This window comes from Qipengyuania gelatinilytica, from assembly GCF_019711315.1.
Taxonomy (GTDB): Bacteria; Pseudomonadota; Alphaproteobacteria; order Sphingomonadales; family Sphingomonadaceae; genus Qipengyuania; species Qipengyuania gelatinilytica.
The window spans coordinates 1,474,443-1,497,881 of record NZ_CP081294.1 but is presented as its reverse complement, the minus strand read 5'-3'; the positions used below and the strand labels follow the sequence as shown (position 1 = coordinate 1,497,881).

20 protein-coding genes are annotated in these 23,439 nt (G+C 63.5%); 13 read left to right on the top strand and 7 right to left on the bottom strand.

Translation table 11 applies throughout. The features are described from left to right. The first annotated feature begins 7 nt into the window (after nt 1-7). Together putA and K3136_RS07480 are read left to right on the top strand one after the other, a co-directional pair. Nucleotides 8-3,145 (top strand): bifunctional proline dehydrogenase/L-glutamate gamma-semialdehyde dehydrogenase PutA, encoded by a 3,138-nt coding sequence (gene putA, locus K3136_RS07485; RefSeq protein WP_221429724.1) that lies wholly within the window; start codon nt 8-10, stop codon nt 3,143-3,145. Between the two features lie 53 nt (nt 3,146-3,198). Beyond that, nucleotides 3,199-3,726 (top strand): hypothetical protein, encoded by a 528-nt coding sequence (locus tag K3136_RS07480; protein WP_221429723.1) that lies wholly within the window; start codon nt 3,199-3,201, stop codon nt 3,724-3,726. Here the strand turns inward: K3136_RS07480 and K3136_RS07475 are convergent. Beyond that, nucleotides 3,723-4,796 (bottom strand): AI-2E family transporter, encoded by a 1,074-nt coding sequence (locus K3136_RS07475; RefSeq protein WP_221429722.1) that lies wholly within the window; start codon nt 4,794-4,796, stop codon nt 3,723-3,725. The two genes, K3136_RS07480 and K3136_RS07475, sit on opposite strands and share 4 nt — an antisense overlap. 32 nt (nt 4,797-4,828) lie before the next feature. Next, entirely contained in the window at nt 4,829-7,357 is a 2,529-nt protein-coding gene (gene gyrB, locus K3136_RS07470) for a DNA topoisomerase (ATP-hydrolyzing) subunit B (protein WP_221429721.1), read from the bottom strand. A 128-nt stretch (nt 7,358-7,485) separates the two neighbouring features. Here gyrB and K3136_RS07465 point away from each other — a divergent pair, with 128 nt between their 5' ends. From K3136_RS07465 to K3136_RS07420, 10 genes are all read left to right on the top strand, one after another. After that, entirely contained in the window at nt 7,486-8,871 is a 1,386-nt protein-coding gene (locus tag K3136_RS07465) for an L-serine ammonia-lyase (protein ID WP_221429720.1), read from the top strand. Nucleotides 8,872-8,907: 36 nt separating this feature from the next. Next, entirely contained in the window at nt 8,908-10,464 is a 1,557-nt protein-coding gene (locus K3136_RS07460; RefSeq protein ID WP_221429719.1) for a class I adenylate-forming enzyme family protein, read from the top strand. Between the two features lie 631 nt (nt 10,465-11,095). Then, the gene (locus tag K3136_RS07455; protein WP_221429718.1) at nt 11,096-13,129 is read left to right on the top strand and encodes a toll/interleukin-1 receptor domain-containing protein; all 2,034 of its coding nucleotides are present in this window, start codon (nt 11,096-11,098) and stop codon (nt 13,127-13,129) included. A gap of 42 nt (nt 13,130-13,171) precedes the next feature. Further along, nucleotides 13,172-13,780 carry a hypothetical protein gene (locus tag K3136_RS07450; protein ID WP_221429717.1) on the top strand — a complete coding sequence of 203 codons (609 nt, stop codon included), beginning with the start codon at nt 13,172-13,174 and terminating at the stop codon, nt 13,778-13,780. Nucleotides 13,781-13,948: 168 nt separating this feature from the next. After that, nucleotides 13,949-15,523 carry a glutamine-hydrolyzing GMP synthase gene (gene guaA / locus K3136_RS07445; protein ID WP_221429716.1) on the top strand — a complete coding sequence of 525 codons (1,575 nt, stop codon included), beginning with the start codon at nt 13,949-13,951 and terminating at the stop codon, nt 15,521-15,523. A 175-nt stretch (nt 15,524-15,698) separates the two neighbouring features. Then, on the top strand, nt 15,699-16,445 hold the full coding sequence (locus tag K3136_RS07440; RefSeq protein ID WP_221429715.1) for a hypothetical protein: 747 nt from the start codon (nt 15,699-15,701) through the stop codon (nt 16,443-16,445). 9 nt (nt 16,446-16,454) lie between these two features. Beyond that, a complete protein-coding gene (locus K3136_RS07435; protein ID WP_221429714.1) occupies nt 16,455-17,162 on the top strand; it encodes an endonuclease III domain-containing protein in 708 nt (235 codons plus the stop codon). Between the two features lie 7 nt (nt 17,163-17,169). Continuing rightward, nucleotides 17,170-17,433 (top strand): YrhK family protein, encoded by a 264-nt coding sequence (locus tag K3136_RS07430; protein ID WP_282099888.1) that lies wholly within the window; start codon nt 17,170-17,172, stop codon nt 17,431-17,433. 101 nt (nt 17,434-17,534) lie between these two features. After that, a complete protein-coding gene (locus K3136_RS07425; protein WP_247711306.1) occupies nt 17,535-18,686 on the top strand; it encodes an alkene reductase in 1,152 nt (383 codons plus the stop codon). 3 nt (nt 18,687-18,689) lie between these two features. Then, nucleotides 18,690-19,340, top strand: coding sequence for an endonuclease III domain-containing protein (locus K3136_RS07420; protein WP_221429713.1), 651 nt, complete (start codon nt 18,690-18,692; stop codon nt 19,338-19,340). Here K3136_RS07420 and K3136_RS07415 read toward each other — a convergent pair. The 4 genes from K3136_RS07415 to K3136_RS07400 form a co-directional block, all read right to left on the bottom strand. Beyond that, nucleotides 19,330-19,881, bottom strand: a complete 552-nt coding sequence (locus tag K3136_RS07415) for a DUF924 family protein (RefSeq protein WP_221429712.1) — start codon at nt 19,879-19,881, stop codon at nt 19,330-19,332. The two genes, K3136_RS07420 and K3136_RS07415, sit on opposite strands and share 11 nt — an antisense overlap. A gap of 11 nt (nt 19,882-19,892) precedes the next feature. Further along, nucleotides 19,893-20,318: a hypothetical protein gene (locus tag K3136_RS07410; protein WP_221429711.1), complete on the bottom strand. Its 426-nt coding sequence runs from the start codon at nt 20,316-20,318 to the stop codon at nt 19,893-19,895. A gap of 78 nt (nt 20,319-20,396) precedes the next feature. Next, the gene (gene tldD / locus K3136_RS07405) at nt 20,397-21,824 is read right to left on the bottom strand and encodes a metalloprotease TldD (RefSeq protein ID WP_221429710.1); all 1,428 of its coding nucleotides are present in this window, start codon (nt 21,822-21,824) and stop codon (nt 20,397-20,399) included. A gap of 52 nt (nt 21,825-21,876) precedes the next feature. After that, nucleotides 21,877-22,137, bottom strand: coding sequence for a zinc-finger domain-containing protein (locus tag K3136_RS07400; RefSeq protein WP_221429709.1), 261 nt, complete (start codon nt 22,135-22,137; stop codon nt 21,877-21,879). A 54-nt stretch (nt 22,138-22,191) separates the two neighbouring features. On the opposite strand from K3136_RS07400, the gene K3136_RS07395 reads away from it, so the two are divergent. Next, nucleotides 22,192-23,130 (top strand): ABC transporter ATP-binding protein, encoded by a 939-nt coding sequence (locus K3136_RS07395; protein ID WP_221429708.1) that lies wholly within the window; start codon nt 22,192-22,194, stop codon nt 23,128-23,130. Between the two features lie 24 nt (nt 23,131-23,154). Here the strand turns inward: K3136_RS07395 and K3136_RS07390 are convergent, their stop codons facing one another. Continuing rightward, on the bottom strand, nt 23,155-23,337 hold the full coding sequence (locus K3136_RS07390) for a hypothetical protein (RefSeq protein WP_221429707.1): 183 nt from the start codon (nt 23,335-23,337) through the stop codon (nt 23,155-23,157). Nucleotides 23,338-23,439 lie beyond the last annotated feature (102 nt).

The following is a 23,439-nucleotide window of genomic DNA, read 5'->3' as shown; positions in this document are numbered from 1 at the left end:
GAGTCGCATGGCCCTGCACGATCCTGTTCGCCTTACCCCCATTTCCCGCCAGACCCTGCGCGAGGCCTACAAGGCCGAGGAAAATGCCTGTGTCGCCGAGCGGATGGCGCAGGCCGCGAACGCCGCTGCAAAACATGACGAGGCTGCCGGCCTTGCAGCCAAGCTGATCGAAGGCGCGCGTCGCCGGAAGGCTTCCGGCATCGATGCATTCCTCCACCAGTACGGGCTCGCCACCGAAGAAGGCGTGGCGCTGATGTGCCTTGCCGAAGCGCTGCTGCGCGTGCCCGATGCGCCGACTGCCGACGCACTGATCCGTGACAAGATCGGCGATATCGACTGGGCAGAGCACATGGGCGAAAGCTCCTCCACCTTTGTCAACGCCGCGACGTTCTCCTTGATGCTGACGGGCGAAGTTCTCGAACGGCCGGAAGAAGCGCAGAAGGGCATGGGCACCACGCTCAAGCGTGCCGTGAACCGCCTGGGCGAACCGGTCATCCGCAAGGCCACCTTGCAGGCCATGCGCATCCTTGGCGGACAGTTCGTCTATGGCCGCACGATCAACGAATCGCTGAAGCGCGCGGCACCGGAGCGCGCCAAGGGCCTCACCCACAGCTTCGACATGCTCGGCGAAGCGGCGATGACCTATGACGATGCAGAGCGCTATCGTCAGGCCTATGAGCGCGCGATCGACCGCCTGTCGCGCGAGGCGACGGGCAAGGTCTCGACCAGCCCGGGCATTTCGGTGAAGCTTTCCGCGCTGCATCCGAAATACACATTCCTCCATGCCGACAAGGCTATCGTCGACCTGCTGCCGGTGCTGCGTGATCTCGCCGCCAAGGCGCGTGATGCGAACATCCATTTCACCATTGATGCCGAGGAAGCAGACCGGCTGGAACTCTCGATGGACATCATCGAGGCGCTTGCCCGTGACGACACGCTGTTCGTCCGTGACGATGGCAGCCGGTGGGAAGGCTTCGGCCTCGCCATCCAGGCGTACCAGAAGCGCGGCGTCCCGATGTGCGAATGGATCGCGCGGCTTGCCCGCAAGTACGATCGCAAGTTCTTCGTCCGGCTGGTGAAGGGCGCCTATTGGGATACCGAGATCAAGCTCAGCCAGGTGGGCGGTTACACCGACTATCCGGTGTTCACCCGCAAGCTTGCGACCGATGTCAGCTACCTCGCCTGCGCGGAAAAGCTGTTGGCGGCCGACGACGTGATTTACCCGGCCTTCGCCACGCACAATGCCTATACGATCGGTGCGGTGAAGGCGCTGGCAGGCGCAAAGCCGTTCGAATTCCAGCGCCTCCACGGAATGGGCGAGGACATCTACGGCGCGCTGGCTCAGGTCGAAGGTAACCGCCGCACCAATGTGCGCATCTACGCGCCCACCGGTACGCATAAGGACCTTCTCGCCTATCTAGTGCGCCGCCTGCTCGAAAACGGGGCAAATTCGAGCTTCGTCAATCGCATGGCCGATGCCGAAGTGCCAGTGGAAGAACTGACTACCTGCCCGGTCGCCGACATGCAGGCGCTCGAGCCCTATCGCAATCCGGCGATCCCGCTGCCGACGGACATCTTCGGTCGCCGCGCCAATTCGGCGGGCATCGACCTGTCCGATCCGCTGGTCCGCGAACCGCTGATGGAGCGGCTCGAGGCACTCGAGGCGAAACAGTGGGTGGCGGAGCCGACCTTCATGTCATCTGCCGAAGGCGAGATGGCGCCGATCAACAAGCCGCACGATCTCACGGCGCAGGTCGGCACGCGCCGCGACGCGCTCGATTTCGAGGTCGAGGAAGCGATCAGCCGTGCCGAAGCCATCCAGCCGGGCTGGAACGCGCTGGGCGGCGAAAAGCGTGCGCTGCTGCTCGAAGCGGCGGCCGACCTGTTCGAGGATCACACCGACGAATTCCTTTCGCTCTGCCAGCGCGAGGCGGGCAAGACGCTGCAGGACGCGGTGCTCGAACTGCGCGAAGCAGTCGACTTCCTGCGCTTCTACGCCAGCGAGGCGCGCCGCCTCTTTGCAGCACCCATTGCGCTTCCCGGTCCGACCGGCGAGGAAAACCGACTGAGCCTTGCAGGGCGCGGCGTGTTCGCCTGCATCTCGCCCTGGAACTTCCCGCTCGCGATCTTCATCGGCCCGCCGGCTGCCGCGCTTGCCGCGGGCAACACTGTCGTGGCGAAGCCTGCCGAGCAGACGCCGCTTATCGCAGCCCTCGCTGTGCGCCTCTGCCACGAGGCGGGCATTCCGGAAGACGCCTTCCAGCTCCTGCCCGGTGCAGGCGACGTGGGCGAGATGATCACTTCCGACCCGCGCATCGCGGGCGTGGCCTTCACCGGCTCGACCCAGACCGCGCAGGCCATCAATCGCAGTCTTGCCGGACGCGATGGCCCGATCGCCACCTTCATCGCAGAGACCGGCGGGCAGAACGCGATGATCGTCGATTCGACCGCGCTGCCCGAACAGGTGACCCGCGACGTGGTGGCGAGCGCTTTCCAGAGCGCGGGCCAGCGCTGTTCGGCGCTGCGCGTCCTGCACATCCAGGACGATGTCTATGACGAGATGCTGGCGATGATCCGCGGTGCATTCGAAGCGCTGACGATCGGCGATCCGGAAGAGCTTTCGACCGATGTCGGCCCGGTGATCGACCCCGATGCAAAAGCCGCGCTCGAACGCCATGTCGCCCGCCGCAAGACCGGCGGTGCGCAGGTCTGGCGGCGCAAGCTCCATCGTGGATCGTCGAAGGGCTGCTACGTCGCCCCGACCATCATCGAGCTCGATTCCATCCTCGACCTGAAGCGTGAAAACTTCGGGCCCGTGCTTCACGTGGTGCGTTACCGCGCCTCGGAAATCGACCGGGTCATGGAAGAGATCAACGCCACCGGATACGGCCTGACTCTCGGCCTGCACAGCCGCAACGACGACATGCGCGCTTATATCGAGGCGCGCGCGAAGGTCGGCAATTTCTACGTCAACCGCAACCAGATCGGTGCGGTGGTGGAAAGCCAGCCATTCGGCGGTGAGGGTCTGTCGGGTACCGGCCCCAAGGCAGGCGGCCCCCACTACGTGGCCCGTTTCGCTACCGAACGCGTGGTCTGCATCGATACGACCGCGGCGGGCGGTAACGCGACGCTTCTGGCGAGCTGAACCGAGCACGAGACCGGTTGCGAATCTCCGCGGGCTTGCCCTAAGCCCGCGCAATGGTTCGCATCTTCCGTGTTTTCGCTCTCATCGTCGCGCTCGGCTGGTCCTCGCTCGCGGCAGCGGCGGTGGACATTACCTTTCATTCGTTCAACGGATCGGTGATCGCGGGGCGCTATCCGCATGCCTTCGTGTCGATGGAAGGCACCCTGGAAGATGGCACCTTCGTAAAGGAGAATTTCGGCTTCTCCGCAAAGCGCACGACGCTGGCGGTGCTAAACGGCCCGGTCGAGCACACGATCCTGGTCGAGAAGGACAAGTGGCTGACCAGGACCAACCGCCATTTCACCATCACGATCACCGACCAGAAGTACCGTGAGGTCCGGGCACTGGTGGAGGCTTGGCGCAATGCGCCGGGCAAGTATTACGATCTTGAAACGCGCAACTGCATCCACTTCGTTGGCGAGATCGCCAAGATCGTCGGTCTCGACGTGGTCTATCCGGAAAAGATGATGCGGCGGCCGAAGAAGTGGCTGAACTATATCACGGGTCTCAATCCGCGACTTGGTGCCGAGGTCATCGACTAGGCAATCGCCTCTGCCTCTTCGCTTTTTTCGGCAAGGATGCTCCAGCCCGCGATGAAGAGACCCGCGATGAGCGGTCCGACCACTATTCCCGACAGGCCCATCAGCGCGATGCCGCCCAGCGTGGTGACGAGGATCAACCAGTCGGGAATGCCCGTGTCACGGCCGACCAGGATCGGGCGCAAGATGTTGTCTGCCATGCCGATCACCGCCACGCCGGAGACCAGCACGACCACGCCTTCCCATATTGCGCCGGTTGCCAGCAGGTAAAGCGCAGCCGGGCCCCAGACGATTGCCGGGCCGACTGCCGGGAGCAGCGATGCGATTGCCATGATCACGCCAAGCAGCAGGACCGAGGGGATGCCCACGATCCAGAAGGTGATCGCACCGAGCGCTCCCTGCACGAGACCCACCACGACCGAACCCTTGATGGTCGCGCGCACGATCCCGATGAAACGTTCTGCCAATCGGTCGGCTACACCGCGCCTCATGGGCAGGGCATGGAGGACGGTCTCACCGATCTTGCGGCCGTCGCGGATCAGGAAGAAGCTGACGTAGAGGCCTATGGCGAAAGAAAGGACGAAGCCGAAAATGCTCCCGCCGATCGCAATCGCCTGCTGGGCGATCAGTCCGAGACTGGCCTGCAGGAACGCCTGGGCGCGGGCCATCAGGTCGCCGAAATCGGACATGCCGCTTTTCGCGAGGCTGTCCTGGACAGTGGCGGGCAGGATGCTGAAGACCTGCTCGAACCAGTCGGCGACATCGATGTTGCCCTGCTGGAAGGCGACCACGAGACGCGCGGCCTCGCTGACCACCGTGCTGCCGATCCACAACGTCGGGATGATGACTGCGACGAAGATCACCAGCAGCGTAAGCGCTGCCGCCTGCGTATCCTTGCCGGGCCGCCTGGACTGGAACCAGCGGAACAGCGGCTGGAACATGATCGCCGCGAGGCTCGCCCACAGCAGCGGGTTGAGGAAGGGCATAACCACCACGAGCGCCGCGATGGTGACCAGCGCGAGGAAGAGCAGGAAACCGCCCTGTTCGACCCGTGTCTTGCCGATGTGTTCCATGCCGCTCCCCCTCTTCACGGTGTGCTGGCAGATCAGACGTCGAGATTGGCGACGTTGAGTGCGTTCTCCTGGATGAACTCGCGGCGCGGTTCGACGACATCGCCCATCAGGCGCGTGAAGATCTCGTCGGTTACGTCGGCATCCTCGACCTTCACCTGCAGCAGGGCGCGGTTTTCCGGATCGAGCGTGGTCTCCCACAACTGTTCGGCATCCATTTCGCCCAGCCCCTTGAAGCGGCTGACCTTCAGGCCCTTGCGGCCTGCGGCCATCACTGCATCGACCAGCTGGGTCGGCAGGATGATGGCATCGTCGCCAACGATCGGCGTATCGTCCGTTTCCTCGACGTCGGCTGCGTCGACCTGCTCCTCGGCATCCTCTTCGCTTCCCTTGATGAGGCGAACGGGCGAGGCATAGACCTCGGCGTTTTCCTGCGCGACGCGGTGGAGCTTGCGCGCCTCCGCGCTTTCAAGGAAGCGTCCCTCGATTTCATGGACGTCGGTAACGCCGCGCCAGACGCGGTGGAAGCGGACGTGGCCGTCTTCGCCCATTTCGGCGGACCATTTTGCCTCCGGATCGCCCATCTGCAGCTGGGCCGCGGCCTTGTCGAGTGCTGCCGAGCGGTCGCCGCCGGCAGGGTCCAGCGCGCCCGCCAGGGCCATCGCCTCGATGATCTCCGCGTTATACTTGCGCGGAACGTAGTTCATGTGATTGCGCACGCTCAGCGCATGCTGGACCAGCGCCTCTAGGTCGGCCGAGGCGCGCGGGCCGCTGCCGGTTTCGAGGATGCGGCCGCTGAGGCCCGCCTCGATGAGGTAACGGTCGAAGGCGGGCTGGTCCTTGAGGTAAACCTCGGACTTGCCGCGCGTCACCTTATAAAGCGGCGGCTGCGCGATGTAGAGGTGCCCGGCCTTGACGATCTCGGGCATCTGGCGGTGGAAGAACGTCAGCAAAAGCGTGCGGATATGCGCGCCGTCGACGTCGGCGTCGGTCATGATCACGACCTTGTGGTAGCGCAGCTTTTCAAGATCGAATTCGTCGCGCAAGCCCGTGCCCATCGCCTGGATGAGCGTGCCGACTTCCTTGGACGAGATGATCCGGTCGAAACGCGCGCGCTCGACATTGAGGATCTTGCCCTTGAGCGGAAGGATCGCCTGATACTGGCTGTCGCGCCCGTTCTTGGCCGAGCCGCCTGCTGAGTCACCCTCAACCAGGAAGAGTTCGGCCTTGGTCGCGTCGCGTTCGCGGCAATCGGACAGTTTGCCCGGCAGCGAGGCGATGCTCATCGCGCCCTTGCGGCTCATCTCGCGCGCACGGCGGGCCGCTTCGCGGGCGGCGGCGGCGTCGATGACCTTCTGGATGATCTGCTTGGCGTCGTTGGGGTTTTCCTCGAGCCATTCGGTCATCTTCTCGCCCATGAGCGATTCCAGCGGCTGGCGCACTTCGGAAGAGACCAGCTTGTCCTTGGTCTGCGAGCCGAACTTGGGATCGGGCAGCTTGACCGAGACGATGGCGGTCAGGCCTTCGCGCATGTCTTCGCCCGAAAGCGAGACCTTCTCCTTCTTCATCAGCCCCGATGCGGTGGCATAGTTGTTCAGCGTGCGCGTCAGCGCAGCGCGGAACGCGGCCAAGTGGGTGCCGCCGTCACGCTGGGGGATATTGTTGGTGAAGCACAGGACGTTTTCGTAATAGCTGTCGTTCCATTCCAGCGCGACATCGATGCCGATGCCTTCCTTTTCCGCGCTGACCGAAATGGGTTCTGCGACCAGCGCCTGCTTGTTGCGGTCGAGATATTTCACGAAGGCCGCAATGCCGCCTTCGTAGAACAGGTCGTGTTCCAGCGGTTCCTCGTGGCGGCTGTCACGCAGCAGGATGCGCACGCCCGAGTTGAGGAAGGCGAGCTCGCGGTAGCGGTGCTCGAGCTTGTCGAAGTCGAACTCGGTGACGTTCTTGAAAGTGTCGTGGCTCGCCATGAAGGTGACGCGCGTGCCCTTCTTCAAGCCATCCTCGTCGCCATTCGAGGCAACCGGCGGAGCATCGCCCACGACGCGCAAGGATTCCACGGCATCGCCGTGCTCGAAGCGCATCCAGTGTTCCTTGCCATCGCGCCAGATGGTGAGTTCGAGCCACTCGGACAGTGCGTTGACGACCGAGACGCCCACGCCGTGCAAGCCGCCCGACACCTTGTAGGCGTTGTCGTCGGAGGTGTTCTCGAACTTCCCGCCCGCATGCAGCTGGGTCATGATGACCTCTGCCGCCGAAACGCCTTCTTCCTTGTGCATGTCCACGGGAATGCCGCGGCCATTGTCTTCGACGCTCACCGAGCCATCGGAATTGAGTTCGATCAGCACGAGGTCGCAGTGACCTGCCAGCGCTTCGTCGATGGCGTTATCCGACACCTCGAAGACCATGTGGTGGAGACCCGATCCGTCGTCGGTATCGCCGATATACATGCCGGGGCGCTTGCGCACCGCGTCGAGGCCCTTGAGGACCTTGATGGAATCGGAATCGTAGGCGTTCTTCTTGGGGGCGTTTTCGCCGCTCGCGGGAGTGTTCTCGTCCATGCCCATCATATAGGCTCGCCGAGGGGAAAAACCAAAGGATTCGCCCCCTTTTTACCCACAGGGAAGAGGCGGACAAGTTTCAACTGAAACCGGTTGATTTTGGGCGGTAGGAAGCCCATCCAAGGCCCATGCTTTCGGTGCTCGACATCTTCCGGATCGGGATCGGTCCTTCCTCCTCTCACACGGTCGGGCCGATGCGTATCGCCCGGACCTTCGTGAAGGCTCTGGATCGCTCCGGCAAGCTTGGAAAGACAGCCCGGGTCGCGGTCGAATTGCAGGGTTCCCTGGCGCTTACCGGCGTGGGTCACGGTACGGTCGATGCGACCATGCTGGGCCTCATGGGCTTCGCGCCCGATACGACCTGCCCCGATGAAGCCGCTGCTGCGCTGGCGAAGCTGCGCGAGGACAAGGCCATTTCCCTTGGCGGCAAGCGGGAAATCGCTTTCGATCCCGCACAGGACATCGACCTTGCCGGTCACGTGATCCCGGACCTGCATCCCAACGGGATGACGCTCGAGGCGTTCGACGAGGCTGGCGAACGGCTCCTGTCGCGGACGTATTATTCGACCGGTGGCGGCTTCGTCGCATCCGAAGCGCAGCTCAAACGCAAGCCCAAGGACGACCGGATCAACACCGGCATGCTGGTGCCCTTCGATTTCGGCTCGGCAGAGGAATTGCTCGCGAGCTGCGCGGCGACCGACAAGAGCATCGCCGAACTCGTGCTGGCGAATGAGGACGCTTTCCGCCCGCGCGACAAGACCCTCGCCGGTGTCGACCGCGTGGCAAAGGCGATGGACCAGTGCATCGAGCGCGGGCTCAGCCAGCGCGGCATCCTGCCCGGCGGCCTCAAGGTCGAGCGACGTGCGCCCGACCTGTGGGACAAGCTTTCCGCCAATCCGCAATCGAACGAGCGCGAGCAGCTGTTCGACTGGCTCAATTGCTACGCCATGGCGGTGAACGAGGAAAACGCCGCCGGCGGCCGCGTCGTCACGGCGCCGACCAATGGCGCTGCAGGTATCATTCCTGCCGTGATCCGTTTCTATTGCGTGACCAATGACGAGCAGCCCTGCACGGAAAGCCGCCGGACCTTCCTGCTGACGGCTGGTGCGATCGGCCTGCTCTACAAGCAGCGGGCGAGCATCTCGGGCGCGGAAATGGGCTGCCAGGGCGAGGTCGGCGTGGCCTGTTCGATGGCGGCCGGGGGACTTGCCGCGCTGTGGGGCGCCACGCCGCAACAGGTCGCCAGCGCCGCCGAGATCGGGATGGAGCACAACCTCGGCCTCACTTGCGATCCGGTAGGCGGGCTGGTGCAGGTGCCCTGTATCGAACGCAATGCCATCGGTGCGGTGAAAGCGGTGAATGCCGCAAGGCTAGCGCTCCACCGGACGGGTGCGGAGAGCACGGTCACACTCGACCAGGTGATCGAGACCATGCGCCAGACCGGCCTCGACATGAGCAGCAAGTACAAGGAAACCTCGCAAGGGGGGCTCGCGGTCAACGTCATCGAATGCTGACTCGACACCGCCGCAACCGTCGATAGGGTGCGTGCCATGGGAGAGACACAGCACCGCAAAGCACTCGAGCAGCCCTTCGGCTCGTTTTCGCAAATACTCGCCGCCAATGCCGCGAGGCTGGATGACCAACCTGCCTTGCGCGACGAGAGTGTCACGCTGAGCTGGGCCGAGCTCGGCGATCGGGTCGAGCGGATTGCGGCGCGCCTGCTCGAGGACGGGCTGGAGCGCGGGCAATCGGTGGCCATTCTCGGCTATTCGAGCGTGGCCTATGCGCTGGTCTTCCTCGCCGCCGTTCGCGCAGGAGGGGTGGCTGCACCGCTCACCACCAGCGCGAGCGCCGACCAGCTTTCCGGCATGGCCGGCGATTCCGGCGCAAAGCACATATTCATCGACCGGGCGAAGCTGGCCGAACTCGGCGATGACTGTTTTCCGGGCATGACCAAGATCGTTCTCGACGAGGAGCTGGACGGCTGGATGGCGCCGGAGGGCACAACGGCTCCCGCGGTCCAGCATGCGCAATCCGATCCGTTCAACATCATCTATTCGAGCGGCACCACCGGCACGCCCAAGGGGATCGTCCATTCTCACCAGATGCGTTGGCGCCAGTTCGCGGCGACGGCGGGCAGCTGGCTTGAGAACGGGCTGGAGGTCCGCAGCCTCGCGTCGACCCCGCTCTATTCGAACACCACCATGGTCGCCTTCCTGCCCGCTTTGCTTGCAGGGGGAACGGTGCGGGTGATGGGCAAGTTCGATTGCCTGCGCTGGCTCGAATTTGCGCAAGCCGATCGCACCACCATCACGATGCTCGTGCCGGTCCAGTATCAAAGGCTGATGGACGAGCCGCGCTTCGACGAATTCGACCTTTCCTCATTGCAGTTGAAGTACTGTACCTCCGCGCCATTCTCGGCTGAGCTGAAGCGCGAGGTACTCGACCGGATGCCCGGCGCGCTGATCGAGATCTATTCGATGACCGAGGGCGGCGTCGTCTGCCTGCTCGAGGCGCACAAGTTCCCCGACAAGCTGCACACCGTGGGCAGGCCCGCGCCGGGAAGCGAACTCAGGGTGCTCGATGACGAGGACCGACCGGTCCCGCCCGGCACGCCGGGCAACCTGGTCGGGCGCAGCCACACGATGATGACCGGCTACAAGAACCAGCCGGACAAGACGCGCGAGGGATACTGGACCGATCCCGACAGCGGCGAGGTCTGGCAGCGCATGGGCGACATAGGCCGCCTCGATGCGGAAGGCTTTGTCGAACTGGTCGGCCGCGCCAAGGACATGATCATCTCGGGCGGCTTCAACATCTATCCGGTAGATCTGGAAAACGCGCTGCTCGAAGAGGCGGACGTGGTCGAAGCGGCGGTGATCGGTGTCGAATCGCGACGCTGGGGCGAAACGCCGGTCGGCTTCGTGAAACTGCGCGAAGGCGCGCGCGAACCCGAGGCCATTCGCGAAACGGTCAATGCGCGTCTGGGCAAGACCCAGCGGCTGAGCGCTCTGCACCCCATAAACGAGATGCCGCGCAGCCACATCGGGAAGTTGCTGAAAAGCGAACTTCGCGAGGCGGCTACGCGGCTCGGGACAGTGGACTAGCCTTCAGGCCGGCCCTGCTGCCTGTTGCGTCGGCTCAGACGAACGCGGGCGAAAGCACCACGCCGGAGAGGCCGGTTGCAAGAATGATGACCGCAAGGCGGCCGTAGATCGTCGTCATGGTTTTTATTCCTTGTCTTTTTGCGCAAGGTTTTACGCCTGCAACTTTGCGAAGGTTACACGCGGGTCTGACATGCGAGTTCGAGACGCGGCGCCGACACGTTGGGGGAGGGGAGAGGAGTGTGTGGGCGGCCGCGTCTCTACTCGCTGCCATATCGCCTCCGGGGGAGCTAACCCTGCGCTAGGAGGCCGCAGTGCCGTTCTGGCTGGTCAGCTGGCCCGGAGGAAGGCGACGACAGCTCATCTTGGGGAAGGGACTGTCGCCATCTCTGTGCCGCGGGAGAATTCTGGGAGGGACGTCTCCGCGTCGGCTGTGGGGGTTGTAATAATGTTGCTGACTCGCGAACGAAAGTGAGAAAACATCAGGGTGTGTTGCGTTTTACGCAAGCAAGATTGACCGCCCCCTCCGTGAGCTGTTGCCGCCCTCGTTTGCATTGCATGCAAGTTTGGGACATCCTTCCGGCAAAACAGTGGGTTGCCGAGTCGTATCCGGGGTCGCATCCGGAGGAGCAACTTGGCCGAACGACGTTACAAGGCTTTCATCAGCTATTCGCACCGCGACAAGCGGATCGCGAACTGGCTCCACGGTCAGCTTGAGAACTTCAAACTGCCCGACGGCATCGATGCGCCCGGGCTCGAGGACGGACTGCGTCCCATTTTCAAGGACCGCGAGGAACTGCCGGCATCGGAGGATCTCGGCGCGGCGCTGGAAAGCGCGCTTTCCAATAGCGATGCACTGATTGTCCTGTGCTCGCCGCATTCGGCCATATCGCCGTGGATCGCCAAGGAGATCGACCTCTTCAAACGCGTCAACGGCGATGCCCGCGTGTTTCCCGCAGTCGTCGATGGCGCACCGCCTTACAACATGCCGCCCCCGCTGCTCGTCCATTACGAGGACGGCACGCCGACCGAGGAACTGGCAGAACCGATAGCCGCAGACCTGCGGCCCGAAGAAGACGGCCGCAAGCTGGGCGTCCAGAAGCTCGTGGCGGGGCTGGCGGGGATCGGGCTCGACGAACTTGTCGATCGGCAGGCCCGCCAGCGCCATCGCCGGCTGGCGATAATGGCCGCGGCCTCCTTCGTTGGCATGGTCATCGCGATCGGCCTTGCGCTGTTTGCCCTCCAGCAACGCGATACCGCGCGCGAAGAGCGGGCCGAGGCGAACGGGTTGATCGAATACATGCTTACCGACCTCAGGGAAGAGCTGGAGCCGGTCGGGCGGCTCGACGTGATGGATGGTGTCGGCGCCCGTGCCATGGAGTATTACGCAAGGCAGAAACTCGACGACCTGAGCCCCGAGGAGCTCGGGCGCCGCGCCCGGGCGGTGCAACTCGTCGCTGAAATGCACAACCTTCGCGGCAACAACGACAAGGCCCTTCCGGCCTTCCGCGAGGCGGCGCGCACGACGAGCGAACTTCTGGCACGGAAACCCGACGACCCCGAACGCATGTTCAACCACGGGCAAAGCATGTTCTGGGTCGGTCTCATCGCTTGGCAACGCGGCCAGATGGATGAGGCGAAGAAGGCATTGGGACAATATGCCGACATATCGATCCGCCTCGCCGCCAAGGACCGCTCGAACCTCGTTTGGCAGCTAGAAGAGGCATACGCCCTGTCCAACCTTGGAACGCTCGCCGATGAAGAGGCGCGCTACGAGGATGCGCTGGACCTGTTCGAGAGAAGCGTTGCGACGGTTGCGAGAGTGGCCGAGGCCGAAGGCAGACCTGCATCGAGGCTGGTCGAGTGGGGGCAGGGACTGTCATGGGTCTCGAGCACCCATCAGGTACTCGGGGACTTCCGGGCTGCGACGGAAACCCGTGAACGCGAACTCGCGCTCTATAACGAAGCGCTGGAAGCCGAACCCAATCATGCCGAAGCGCGCCGCATGGGTCTTTTCGCCAAGGGCAGCATGGGCGCACTTCATTCGATCCGCGGCCAGACGGGCAAAGCTCGGCAATACCTCGATGACGCGGCGGCTGAAGCGGAAACGCTAATCGAGCAGGACCCCGAAAACACGATGACGAAGGTCTTCGCAATCGGCGTCCTCCAGTCGAGGGCGATGGTGAACTGGAACGATGGAAGGTCGTCGCTGGCCACCGCCGATTACGACCGGGCCGAGGCATTGCTCCTCGATTTGAAAGCCCGCGATCCGAAGAACCTTAGCTGGAATGTGGAGCGACCAGCTTCCCTGGAACTCGAACGGGCGCTGACCGACCAATCGGGCATGGCGCCGGAACGCTTGCGAGCGGTGGCCCGCAAATGGCTGGGCAGGCTTGATCAGGGAGATCCGGCGCACGTCCTGTCAATCATCGCCGCACATCTGGTCGAAGCGAATGCGCACTCGAAGTCGGGAGATGGCGCCAAGGCAGCTGCCTCCTACGCGCGGGCTATAGCCGTCGAGAGCATCGGCCAGGGATTTCATCCGGTCGAAACCGCTCTGCGCGCGGTTGCCGCAGAAAGATTGGGGCAGACTGCCTTGGCGCGCCAACTCCGCAGGAGTCTCGAGGAAAAAGAACTGGATCCGGTCATCGATAACCGGATCGCATGAACAACAAATGGTCGCGGATGAGCACAAACGAAGGAGCACATCATGACTACTCAAGTAGAAGTTGAAGTGACCGTAAACAACGTAAAGTGGAATGGTGATGCCGGCTGGTACGAGGGGGATTTCAAGTACAAGCAGACCAGTCCGAAAGGCGGGATGAAAGTCGTCGACCAGCAAGGCAATATCAATGGCCGTGCAGAGAATGCCGGAAAGACACCGATCAGCGATTTCGAGATCACGCTGCTGTGGAAGTCGGACAAGGTAAAGGTCAACGGCGTCGACTGCGATGCTCATCTGCGGCAGCCGAACAACAAGAGCATCCGCCTGGCAAAAGGCTTTGGCGACAAGCCGAACAACGATGCCGGTCAAAACGGTAGCGTCATCTCCGTCCCGGGCGGAAACGGTAACACTTCGCTGACGATCAAGGACAAGAATAACGACGGTGAGATCTACACATATAATCTGGTGGCGGAGATCCAAACCAGTAATGGCCCTATGCCGCTCGTCGACGATCCGATCATCATCAACCAGGATCCGCCTCAGTTCCTAATGTACAAGGCCGAAGCTGCCGTCCCTGCGGAACCGAGCCAGACCGGCGAAGCGGCCCAGCCTGCTACTCCAGCTATCCCTCCCGAGCCTGATCCGAAGCCTTGAAGCTTGCTGCGGTCCGGCGAGGACCGTCGACGATGACAGGGTGGCCAATTTCGGGCGGGCGAAAGTTCGCCAGCTTGGGTAACGTGCGGCCTCGACCGGAAGGTGTCGCCACCTGCCGTCGGCAGGAGCGCTTGCCAGCTTTCCGCGCTGTGACTATCGCGCGCATCCATGGACAGCGCGCACCTCCCCGATTCCATCCTTATCGTCGACTTCGGCAGCCAGGTTACCCAGCTCATCGCACGCCGTGTGCGCGAAGCCGGGGTCTATTCCGAGATCGCACCCTTCACCCAGGCAGAAGAAGCCTTCCACCGGCTGAAGCCCAAGGGCATCATCCTGTCAGGCTCGCCTGCTGGCGTGCCCGAAGAAGGCAGTCCGCGCGCTCCGGAAATGCTGTTCGAGGCGGGCATCCCGATCCTTGGCATCTGCTACGGCCAGCAGGTGATGAGCCACCAGCTCGGCGGCGAGGTCCGCCCCGGCCATGAAACCGGTGAAGGCGGCGAATTCGGTCGCGCCTTCCTCACCGTGACAAAGGAATGCGCGCTCTTCGACGGTCTCTGGAAGGAAGGCGAGCGGCACCAGGTCTGGATGAGCCACGGCGACAAGGTCACCAAATTCGCGCCCGGCTTCGAGATCGTCGCTATCTCCGACGGCGCGCCCTTCGCGGTAATCGCCGACGAGGAGCGCAAGTTCTACGGCACGCAGTTTCACCCCGAAGTCGTCCATACGCCCGATGGTGGCAGGCTGATCGCCAATTTCGTGCGCCATGTTTGCGGGCTTGCAGGCGACTGGACCATGGCCGCCTATCGCGAGACCAAGGTCCGCGAAATCCGCGAGCAGGTGGGCGACAAGAAGGTCATCTGCGGCCTTTCGGGCGGGGTCGACAGCTCGGTCGCCGCGATCCTCATCCACGAGGCGATCGGCGAGCAGCTCACCTGCGTCTTCGTCGACCATGGCCTCCTGCGCCTCAACGAGCGCGAGCAGGTCGAGACCATGTTCCGCGACCATTACAACATCCCGCTGGTCGTAGTGGACGCCGAGGACATGTTCATGGCGGGCCTCGAAGGCGTCACCGACCCCGAAGCCAAGCGCAAGTTCATCGGCAAGACCTTTATCGACGTGTTCGAGGAAGAGGCCAAGAAGGTCGGCGGCGCGGACTTCCTCGCGCAAGGGACCCTCTATCCCGACGTGATCGAAAGCGTCAGCTTCACCGGCGGACCGAGCGTCACGATCAAGAGCCACCACAATGTCGGCGGCCTTCCCGAGCGCATGAACATGAAGCTGGTCGAACCGCTACGCGAACTGTTCAAGGACGAGGTGCGCGAGCTCGGCCGCGAGCTGGGGCTGCCCGACATGTTCGTCGGCCGCCACCCCTTCCCCGGACCCGGGCTTGCGATACGCATCCCGGGCGAAGTGACCAAGGAACGCTGCGACACCCTGCGCAAGGCCGATGCGATCTACCTCGACGAGATCCGCAAGGCAGGCCTCTATGACGCGATATGGCAGGCCTTCGCCGTGCTGCTGCCGGTCAAGACCGTCGGCGTGATGGGCGACCACCGCACCTACGACAGCGTCTGCGGCCTGCGCGCCGTGACCAGCACCGACGGCATGACCGCCGACGTCTATCCCTTCGACGCCGCGTTCCTCACCGGCTGCGCGACCCGCATCGTCAACGAGGTGCAGGGCATCAACCGAGTCGTTTACGATTACACGAGCAAGCCCCCCGGCACGATCGAGTGGGAATAGGCTCGCGGATCGGGGACCCTCCCGTGAGGACGGGCATTCTTCTCGTGTCAGGGAGATAGGAATGAACCGCTCACGCTCTGCCAAATTAGCAGCCGCCTCGACGGTGAGCCTGATGCTCGCTGCCTGCAGCACGACCCCTGTAGAAAGGGTAGCGAATTCGTGTGAGGGGAGCGGCATGATCGGCTTGTTCGACACCTCGCGTGACCTGCTGGTTGCCAATTACGACAGTAAGCCGGACGTCGACGATCTCCAGGCCGTTGCAGGTCTGGGATCGGTGCTCAAGCATCCCGATTTCGCCTGCGTCGACTATATCGCGACCTCGGGCGCCTATGGCTCGCAGGGCGGCGAGTACCTGGTGGCGCCAGAGCTCTTCGATCTCGCTTTTGGCGACAACTGGCTCGACGCTCACCTTCGCCGCGGCGAAACCATCGACAGGCTTGCAAGCCGAATGCAGGCCACGATCGCCGCAGGCGGCCGCGTCTGGGTAGCCGAGGCCGGCCAGTCCGATGTGACAGCAGCGGCGGTCGAGAAGCTGCCGCGCACCATGTGGACGAGTGTCCACGTGGTGCAACACAGTTACTGGAACGAGAGCATGAGCAGCAAGGAAGCCATGCAAACGGTGGTCTACAACACGCGCTATCACCGGGTGCAGGACGGCAATTTTCCCGACAATGGCTCACCCGCTTTTAATACTGAAGACGGTTCGCACTGGCAGGCGCTCCTGTCCGACCCGGTCGTGGGACCGATCTGGACCGAGGCCAAGCGACTGTCCGATTATCACAATCCCAAGGCCGCTTATGTGAACCCGGCCGTGGCAGCGGGCGGCCTCGATTTTTCCGATACCGTCGAGGTGGCCTACATCTTCGGTTTCGGTGACATGGAGGGGGTTGGCGATTTCGTCGAACGTTTCGCCGACAACTGAGCCGTGCCAATGCAGCTTCCGCTAGGTCCCGACCCGCGTACCGAAACCCTGCGCCGCTTGCAGGCGCTCTTGGTCCAGCGCTTCGGACGGATCGAACGGGCGGCAGCGGAATGGCGCAAGCCCGAATGGGTGCTGGTGCAGGGCGTGATCGGGGCGCGGACCAAGTCCGAAGTCTCGAATGCTGCGACCGACCGGCTGCTGAAACGCTACGGTTCATGGGAGGCGGTTGCCGAGGCGCCGCTGGCAGAGTTGCAGGCCGAACTCGCCACGCAGACCTATCCCAATATCGCCGCCGAAAGGCTGAAGGGTAGCTTGTCTGCGCTGGTCGAATTGCGCGGGTCGGTCGATCTGTCGCACCTTGCCGATATGGACACGCTTCCCGCCATGCGCTGGCTCGAACAGCTTCCCGGCATCGGGCGCAAGATTGCCGCCGGGGTGATGAATGCCAGCACGCTCGACCGCCGCGCCATCGTTCTTGACGGGCATCACACGCGCATCCTTCAACGCATGGGGCTGGTGCCGCCCAAGGCCAGCACCGACCGGGCGTTCGAGGCCATCATGCCGGTCATGCCCGAAGAATGGGACGGCGCCGATTTCGACGAGCATCACCTGCTGATGAAGAAGCTGGGGCAGACGTGGTGTCGGCCCGCTGCGCCGCAGTGCGCGGCCTGTCCGGCTCAATCATTCTGCAAGACCGGCATGGCACAGTCCGGATAAGACAAGAATGAAAGACAGGAGAATACCCATTCGCGAATTTCTGCAAACGCTGCTTCATGATTTCGGCTGGATTCACCGGGGAATCGGCATGATCGGGAATCTGACCTTCGTTGTGGGAAGCGTCTTCTTCCTACCCAGCTTCAGTTCGCTTCAAACCGCTGGCGTCTGGCTGTTCATCGGAGGCAGCGCGCTGATGCTCATCGGTGCGCTGGGCGAATTCGTGGTCAGCCTCCCGGGCATCAGGCGGTGGGAAGAAAAGCGCGCGGATTGACCGTGCATAAGCCGGGGCAGGTCGGCCAATGTTACCTGACCGGTAAGGAACGCGGCGGCTCGCTCAGCCGTTGATCGGCTAAACATCCTTCTGGAGATATCATGTCGATCACAACCGAAAACGCCGATCTGAAACCCCTCTTCGACCCCGTCACCATCGGCGCCTTCGAAGCGCCCAACCGCATTTTCATGGCCCCGCTCACGCGCAGCCGTTCCGAAGCCAAGACCAACGAGCAGACGGGATTGCACGCGCTGTATTACGCCCAGCACGCAGGAGCCGGCCTCATCGTTTCCGAAGCGACGCAAATCAGCCAGCAGGGACAAGGCTATGCCTGGACCCCCGGCATCTTCACCGAAGGCCAGGTCGAAAGCTGGAAGCCGGTAACCGATGCGGTGCACAATGCAGGGGGGCGGATTTTCTGCCAGCTCTGGCATGTCGGGGCGATCAGCCATTCGGTGTTCCAGCCGGGCGGAGCGCAGCCTGTGTCGGCAAGCGCCTGGACGCCGGAGGGACAGGCCTTCGTCGGCGACCGTCATAAAGATGGCCCGCAAGTGCCGTTCGAGGAAGCGCGCGCGCTTCGCACGGACGAGATCCCAGGCCTTATCGAAGACTATCGCCACGCCGCAAAATGCGCTGCCGAGGCTGGTTTCGATGGTGTGGAAGTGCATTGCGCGAACAATTACCTCATCGACCAGTTCCTCCGCTCGGCCACCAATTGCCGCGACGACGACTACGGAGGCAGCCTCGAAAACCGCCTGCGTTTGATGCGCGAAGTGGTCGAGGCCGTGTGCGAGGAATTGCCAGCGGACCGGGTCGGCGTGCGCCTGTCGCCGCAAGGCGGACCTGGCGGGACCGAGGATGCGAACCCGGGCGAAACCTATCCTGCCGCGGCAAAGGCTCTGGCCGGGCGCGGGCTCGCCTATCTCCATGTCATCCGGCCCAATTCCCACAGCGGCCAAGGCAAGGACGAGAGCGGGGACAAGATCGTCAAGGATATGCGCGCCGCGTTCGACGGACCCTTCATCGCGAACGGCGGTTTTTCGCCCGAGGAAGCGGCCGCATGGATCGCTAGCGGCGATGCCGACGCCATCACGTTCGGCCGCCTCTTCCTTGCCAATCCCGACTTGCCCGCGCGCATCGCGCAGGATGGCCCCTACAACGAACCCGACGAAGACACGTTCTACGGCGGCGGAGCGGAAGGCTACACGGACTATCCTTCGCTGGAAAAGGTCGACGACCCGCTTCCGGCCTGAACCTTGCTGGACGCGCACGCAGTCGAGGAGGTCTACCGCATCCTCGCGCGGGAAATGCCGGGGCGAACGCGCGGGGCAAAAGGCCCGAAGGGCCAGCCCGACGCGTTTCGCTCGTGCATTTCCTGCATGCTGTCCGCGCAGTCGCTCGACCGGAATACGGCTGCGGCGGCCCGCGCGCTTTTCGCGCTGGCAACGACGCCCGAGGAAATGCTCGAACTGGACGACCGCGATATCGCGGCGGCGATCAAGCCGTGCGGGCTCTACAACAACAAGACGCGCTCGATCCGTCGCTTCTGCGAGGCATTGCTGGCGGAGCATGGCGGAGTGGTGCCGAGCACGCGGGAGGGGCTGATGAGCCTGCCCGGGATCGGCCGCAAATGCGCCGACATCGTGATGAGTTTTACTTTTGGGAAGGACGTCATCGCGGTCGATACGCATGTGCACCGGGTATGCAACCGGATCGGGCTGACCGATGCGAAGGCTGCCGACAGGACGGCGCAGCAGCTCGAAGAGCGCTCACCCGACTGGGCGATGGGAGACGGGCATTTCTGGCTGATCCAGTTCGGCAAACGCATCTGCACGGCGCGTAGCCCGAAGTGCGGCGGCTGTCCGGTCTCGCACCTGTGCGAATTCTACGCTTCGACTACCAGCTGAAGCCTGCATCGATGGCGCGCTGTTCTTCGGCCGTCGTCTCGCGCCCCAGCACTTCGTTGCGGTGCGGAAAGCGACCGAACCGTTCGATCATTTCGTGGTGCGACTGCGCGTATTCGAGCGAGCCCGGGGCGAAACGGCCGAAGAGCTGTAGCGACAGCTCCTGATCGGTCAGTGCCTCGCTGTGCATCAATGGCATCAGCGCGAACTGGCACCTTTGGGGCGCTTCCACCTCGAGCAAGCCGCGCGCTGCGAATTCGCGCGCCAGCGCTTGCGCGAGCGGATCCCACGCGAAGGCCCTGGCAGTGCCGCGATGGATATTGCGGGGGATCTGGTCGAACAGGATGATCGCAGACAGAGCCCCGTCGCTGTTGGAGAGGAAATGGCCGGGACCGTGGTGGCCCTCACGCTCCAGCACCTCGCCGAAACGGTCGCGCAGCATTGCGTCGACCGCTTCGGACGAGGCGAACCAATCCGACGGCCCGAGTTTCTCGAACCAGGTATGCAGGATGGCCTGCTGCCAGGGCTGGAGCGCAGCGCGCACTGGCGGGGCGCTTAGCCTTCGCTGTCGACCTTGCGATAGGGCACGAAGTCATCAAGGAAGATCACGCCGGAGAAGAAATCCCCGCCGCGGCTGTAGGTCTCGACCTGGTCGGTCTTGCACAGCTGTGTCGACGAGAACTTGCGGATGACGAGGTAGTCCATGTCGTCGATCGCATCGGGCGTCTTGGTGTAATTGACCCAGATCGTGTCGCCTCGTTCGTAAACGAGCGCGGTGTCGTCGATCTGGGTGATCGAGCGCGAACCAATAGTGCGAATGCAGCGCTCAGGCTCACCGGCAACGCGGCCTTCGAGCATCTTGGCGAGCCGCTTTTCGCCCTTGGTCATTTCCTTGTCGGCACCCTCGTGCTCGTCCGCGTGGGCAGCGGGTGCAGCAAGGAGGCCGATGGCTGCGGCCGAAAGGGCAAGGCGTTTGAACATGGTGAGTCTCCGGTACTTGTGAGTGTTACCTTGTATCAGGATACGCCTGAACCTGCGATGAGTTGCACGACTCGCGCGTCAGCCCGTGCCGCCTACCGTGATGCCGTCAATGAGCAGCGTTGGCTGGCCTACGCCTGCCGGCACGCTCTGTCCGCCCTTGCCGCAGATGCCGATGCCTTCGTCGAGGGCCATGTCGTTGCCGATGCCCTTGACCCGGGTCAGGACGCTGGGGCCGTCGCCGATCAGCGTCGCGCCCTTGATCGGGGCGACAATCTTGCCCTTGTCGACCTTGTAGGCCTCGGTGCATGCGAAGACGAATTTGCCGCTGGTGATGTCGACCTGCCCACCGCCGAAACTGGTGGCGTAGATGCCATCGTCCATGCGGGCGAGCAGTTCTTCCGGATCGTCGTTGCCGCCCTGCATGAAGGTGTTGGTCATGCGCGGCATGGGCGCGTGCTGGTAGCTTTCGCGGCGTCCGTTGCCGGTCGCCTCGACACCCATCAGGCGGGCATTGAGGCGGTCCTGCATATAGCCCTTGAGGATGCCGTCCTCGATCAGCACGGTCTCGCGTGTCGGCGTGCCCTCGTCGTCGATGCTGAGCGAACCGCGGCGTCCGGCCATCGAGCCATCGTCGATCACCGTCACGCCCGGTGCGGCAACGCGCTCGCCGATGCGGCCCGAAAAGGCACTCGTGCCCTTGCGGTTGAAATCGCCTTCGAGCCCGTGGCCAACCGCTTCGTGCAGCAGCACGCCGGGCCAGCCGGGGCCGAGCAGCACGGTCTGTTCGCCTGCCGGTGCGGCAATGCTGTCAAGATTGACCATGGCCTGCCGGACCGCCTCGTCGATGGCGCGCATCCACTGGCCTTCGTCGAACAGGCGGTCGTAGAGATAGCGTCCGCCAAGCCCGAAGAAGCCAGTCTCGCGGCGGCCGTTCTGCTCGGCGACGACCTGGATATTGAGGCGCACCAGCGGCCGGATGTCGCGCGCTGTGTAACCGTCGGGACGGACAATCTCGACCACGCTCCAGTTGGCGAGCAGGCTGGCGGAAACCTGCGCCACGCGCGGGTCCTTGGCACGGGCGACGGCATCGATCTTCTCGAGCAGCGCCACCTTCTCTTCGAACGGCACGAGGTCGAGCGGGCAGACGTCGGTATAAAGGTGGCGGTTGGTGCGCTCGGGCGGGGCGGCGAGCGGACTGCTCGTCGGATCGAGCAGTTGCAGCGTTTCGCCTGCGCGCTGGATGGCGGCGGCGCTAATCTCGTTCGCATGGGCAAAGCCGGTGGTCTCGCCCGAAACGCCGCGCAGGCCGAAGCCGGAATCGCGCGAGTAGTCCGCAGTCTTCAGCTTGCCGTCGTCGAAGGCGAAGGCTTCCGACGCGATGAACTGGAGGTAAAGCTCGCCGTCATCGCAGGATGAAAGCAGCTTGCGGGTCAGCCCTTGCGCCTCTTCGGGCGAGAGCTTGTTGCCGTAGACGAGTGCGAGCGGATCGGTAATCGGTGCGGTCATGCCCCCTACTTAGGAAGCGCCGCGCCGGTTGGCGAGGACTTAGAGTGTCCGCCTAGCGATGGCCGGGATCGCCGCCTTCGGAAATGTCCATCAGCTGCGACTGGTCGACGCCATCGGCAGGACCGCCTTCGAGCACGAAGCGGCGGTCGCAATAGCCGCAGTCGACATAGCCATGCTCGTCGATCTGCAGGTAGACCTTGGGATGCCCGAGCGCGGCCGCGCGATACTTTTCGCCGCTGCGGATATCGGTTGCACCGTCGCACCACACGCTGCGCGTGGTGACCTTGGACACTTCGGGAGGAGGCAGACTCATGGGTGGTGCCGATAATGGGTTTGACGGAGTGGCTCAAGAGCCTAGGTGACGCATATGACTACCCCGCCAGCAATCAGGATCGACAATCTCGTCAAGCGCTATGCCCCGAACGGGCCCGGCGACGAGGGCAAGCTGGCCTTGAAAGGCGTTAGCTTCGATGTGCCGCAAGGCGGTGTGTTCGGCCTGCTCGGACCCAATGGTGCGGGCAAGTCGACGCTGATCAACATCCTTGCAGGGCTGGTGCGCAAGACGTCGGGCAGCGCGGAAATCTGGGGCTTCGACATCGATGCCAACACGCGCAATGCCAAGCGTTCGATCGGGATCGTGCCGCAGGAGATCGTCTTCGATCCCTTCTTCACGCCTTACGAAGTGCTGGAAAACCAGGGCGGATTCTACGGCATCGACAAGGCGGATCGGCGCAGCGAGGACCTGCTTGCAGCAGTGCACCTGTCGGACAAGCGCGATGCCTATGCCCGCACGCTGTCGGGCGGGATGAAGCGCCGCCTGCTGATCGCGAAGGCCATGGTGCATTCTCCGCCGATCCTCGTGCTCGACGAGCCGACTGCGGGTGTGGACGTCGAGCTACGCCGCCAGTTGTGGGAGCTGGTGCAGGAGCTGAATGCCGAGGGTGTGACGGTCGTCCTGACGACGCATTACCTCGAAGAGGCCGAACAGCTGTGCGACCGGATCGCGATCATCAATCACGGCGAACTCATCGCCAACAAGCCGACGCGCGAACTGGTCGGCATGGCGCGCGAGAAAATCGTGTCGGTCAGCGTCGACAAGGACCTTGGCGGCCCGATCATGGAAGAAGCGTTCCTGAAGGCCGAGGTAGTCGAACCGCGCCGGCTCGACATCACCTATGATCGCGACAAGGCGAGCGCGGGCCAGGTGCTCGCGCTGGTGCAGTCACATGGATACGGTATCGAGGATGTCACCACCCGCGAGGCGGATCTCGAAGACGTCTTCGTGCAGCTGACCGGCGCAGGCTGACCCCGCGCCGGGGATCGATTCGAATTATCCGAAGCTGCGCGGTCCGAGGCCGGCGTCCTTGACGCGCAGCACTTCCCAGACATGCGGCTCGACCTCTTCCATCGGTGCCTTGCAGCAACGACATTTGCCGACATGCATGCCACCCGCCTTGCGCATGTTGGCGGAATCAACGCGGTGACGCCCGAACGCGCAGGCTAGCAGTCCCATTTTCATATTGTTTGCGACCCTCTTAAGTCCCGTTCCCTGTCGATTCGCGCGATAACGCGCGTTAGCCATGCGTTAACTGCGTTTTCGGCGAGTCGTTCTCTA

Bases quoted from the DNA above. Each gene is read 5' to 3' on its own strand.
- putA (WP_221429724.1), top strand. From the start codon at position 8: ATGGCCCTGCACGATCCTGTTCGCCTTACCCCCATTTCCCGCCAGACC.
- K3136_RS07480 (WP_221429723.1), top strand. From the start codon at position 3,199: ATGGTTCGCATCTTCCGTGTTTTCGCTCTCATCGTCGCGCTCGGCTGG.
- K3136_RS07475 (WP_221429722.1), bottom strand. From the start codon at position 4,796: ATGGAACACATCGGCAAGACACGGGTCGAACAGGGCGGTTTCCTGCTC.
- gyrB (WP_221429721.1), bottom strand. From the start codon at position 7,357: ATGGACGAGAACACTCCCGCGAGCGGCGAAAACGCCCCCAAGAAGAAC.
- K3136_RS07465 (WP_221429720.1), top strand. From the start codon at position 7,486: ATGCTTTCGGTGCTCGACATCTTCCGGATCGGGATCGGTCCTTCCTCC.
- K3136_RS07460 (WP_221429719.1), top strand. From the start codon at position 8,908: ATGGGAGAGACACAGCACCGCAAAGCACTCGAGCAGCCCTTCGGCTCG.
- K3136_RS07450 (WP_221429717.1), top strand. From the start codon at position 13,172: ATGACTACTCAAGTAGAAGTTGAAGTGACCGTAAACAACGTAAAGTGG.
- guaA (WP_221429716.1), top strand. From the start codon at position 13,949: ATGGACAGCGCGCACCTCCCCGATTCCATCCTTATCGTCGACTTCGGC.
- K3136_RS07440 (WP_221429715.1), top strand. From the start codon at position 15,699: ATGATCGGCTTGTTCGACACCTCGCGTGACCTGCTGGTTGCCAATTAC.
- K3136_RS07435 (WP_221429714.1), top strand. From the start codon at position 16,455: ATGCAGCTTCCGCTAGGTCCCGACCCGCGTACCGAAACCCTGCGCCGC.
- K3136_RS07430 (WP_282099888.1), top strand. From the start codon at position 17,170: ATGAAAGACAGGAGAATACCCATTCGCGAATTTCTGCAAACGCTGCTT.
- K3136_RS07425 (WP_247711306.1), top strand. From the start codon at position 17,535: ATGTCGATCACAACCGAAAACGCCGATCTGAAACCCCTCTTCGACCCC.
- K3136_RS07410 (WP_221429711.1), bottom strand. From the start codon at position 20,318: ATGTTCAAACGCCTTGCCCTTTCGGCCGCAGCCATCGGCCTCCTTGCT.
- tldD (WP_221429710.1), bottom strand. From the start codon at position 21,824: ATGACCGCACCGATTACCGATCCGCTCGCACTCGTCTACGGCAACAAG.
- K3136_RS07400 (WP_221429709.1), bottom strand. From the start codon at position 22,137: ATGAGTCTGCCTCCTCCCGAAGTGTCCAAGGTCACCACGCGCAGCGTG.
- K3136_RS07395 (WP_221429708.1), top strand. From the start codon at position 22,192: ATGACTACCCCGCCAGCAATCAGGATCGACAATCTCGTCAAGCGCTAT.
- K3136_RS07390 (WP_221429707.1), bottom strand. From the start codon at position 23,337: ATGGGACTGCTAGCCTGCGCGTTCGGGCGTCACCGCGTTGATTCCGCC.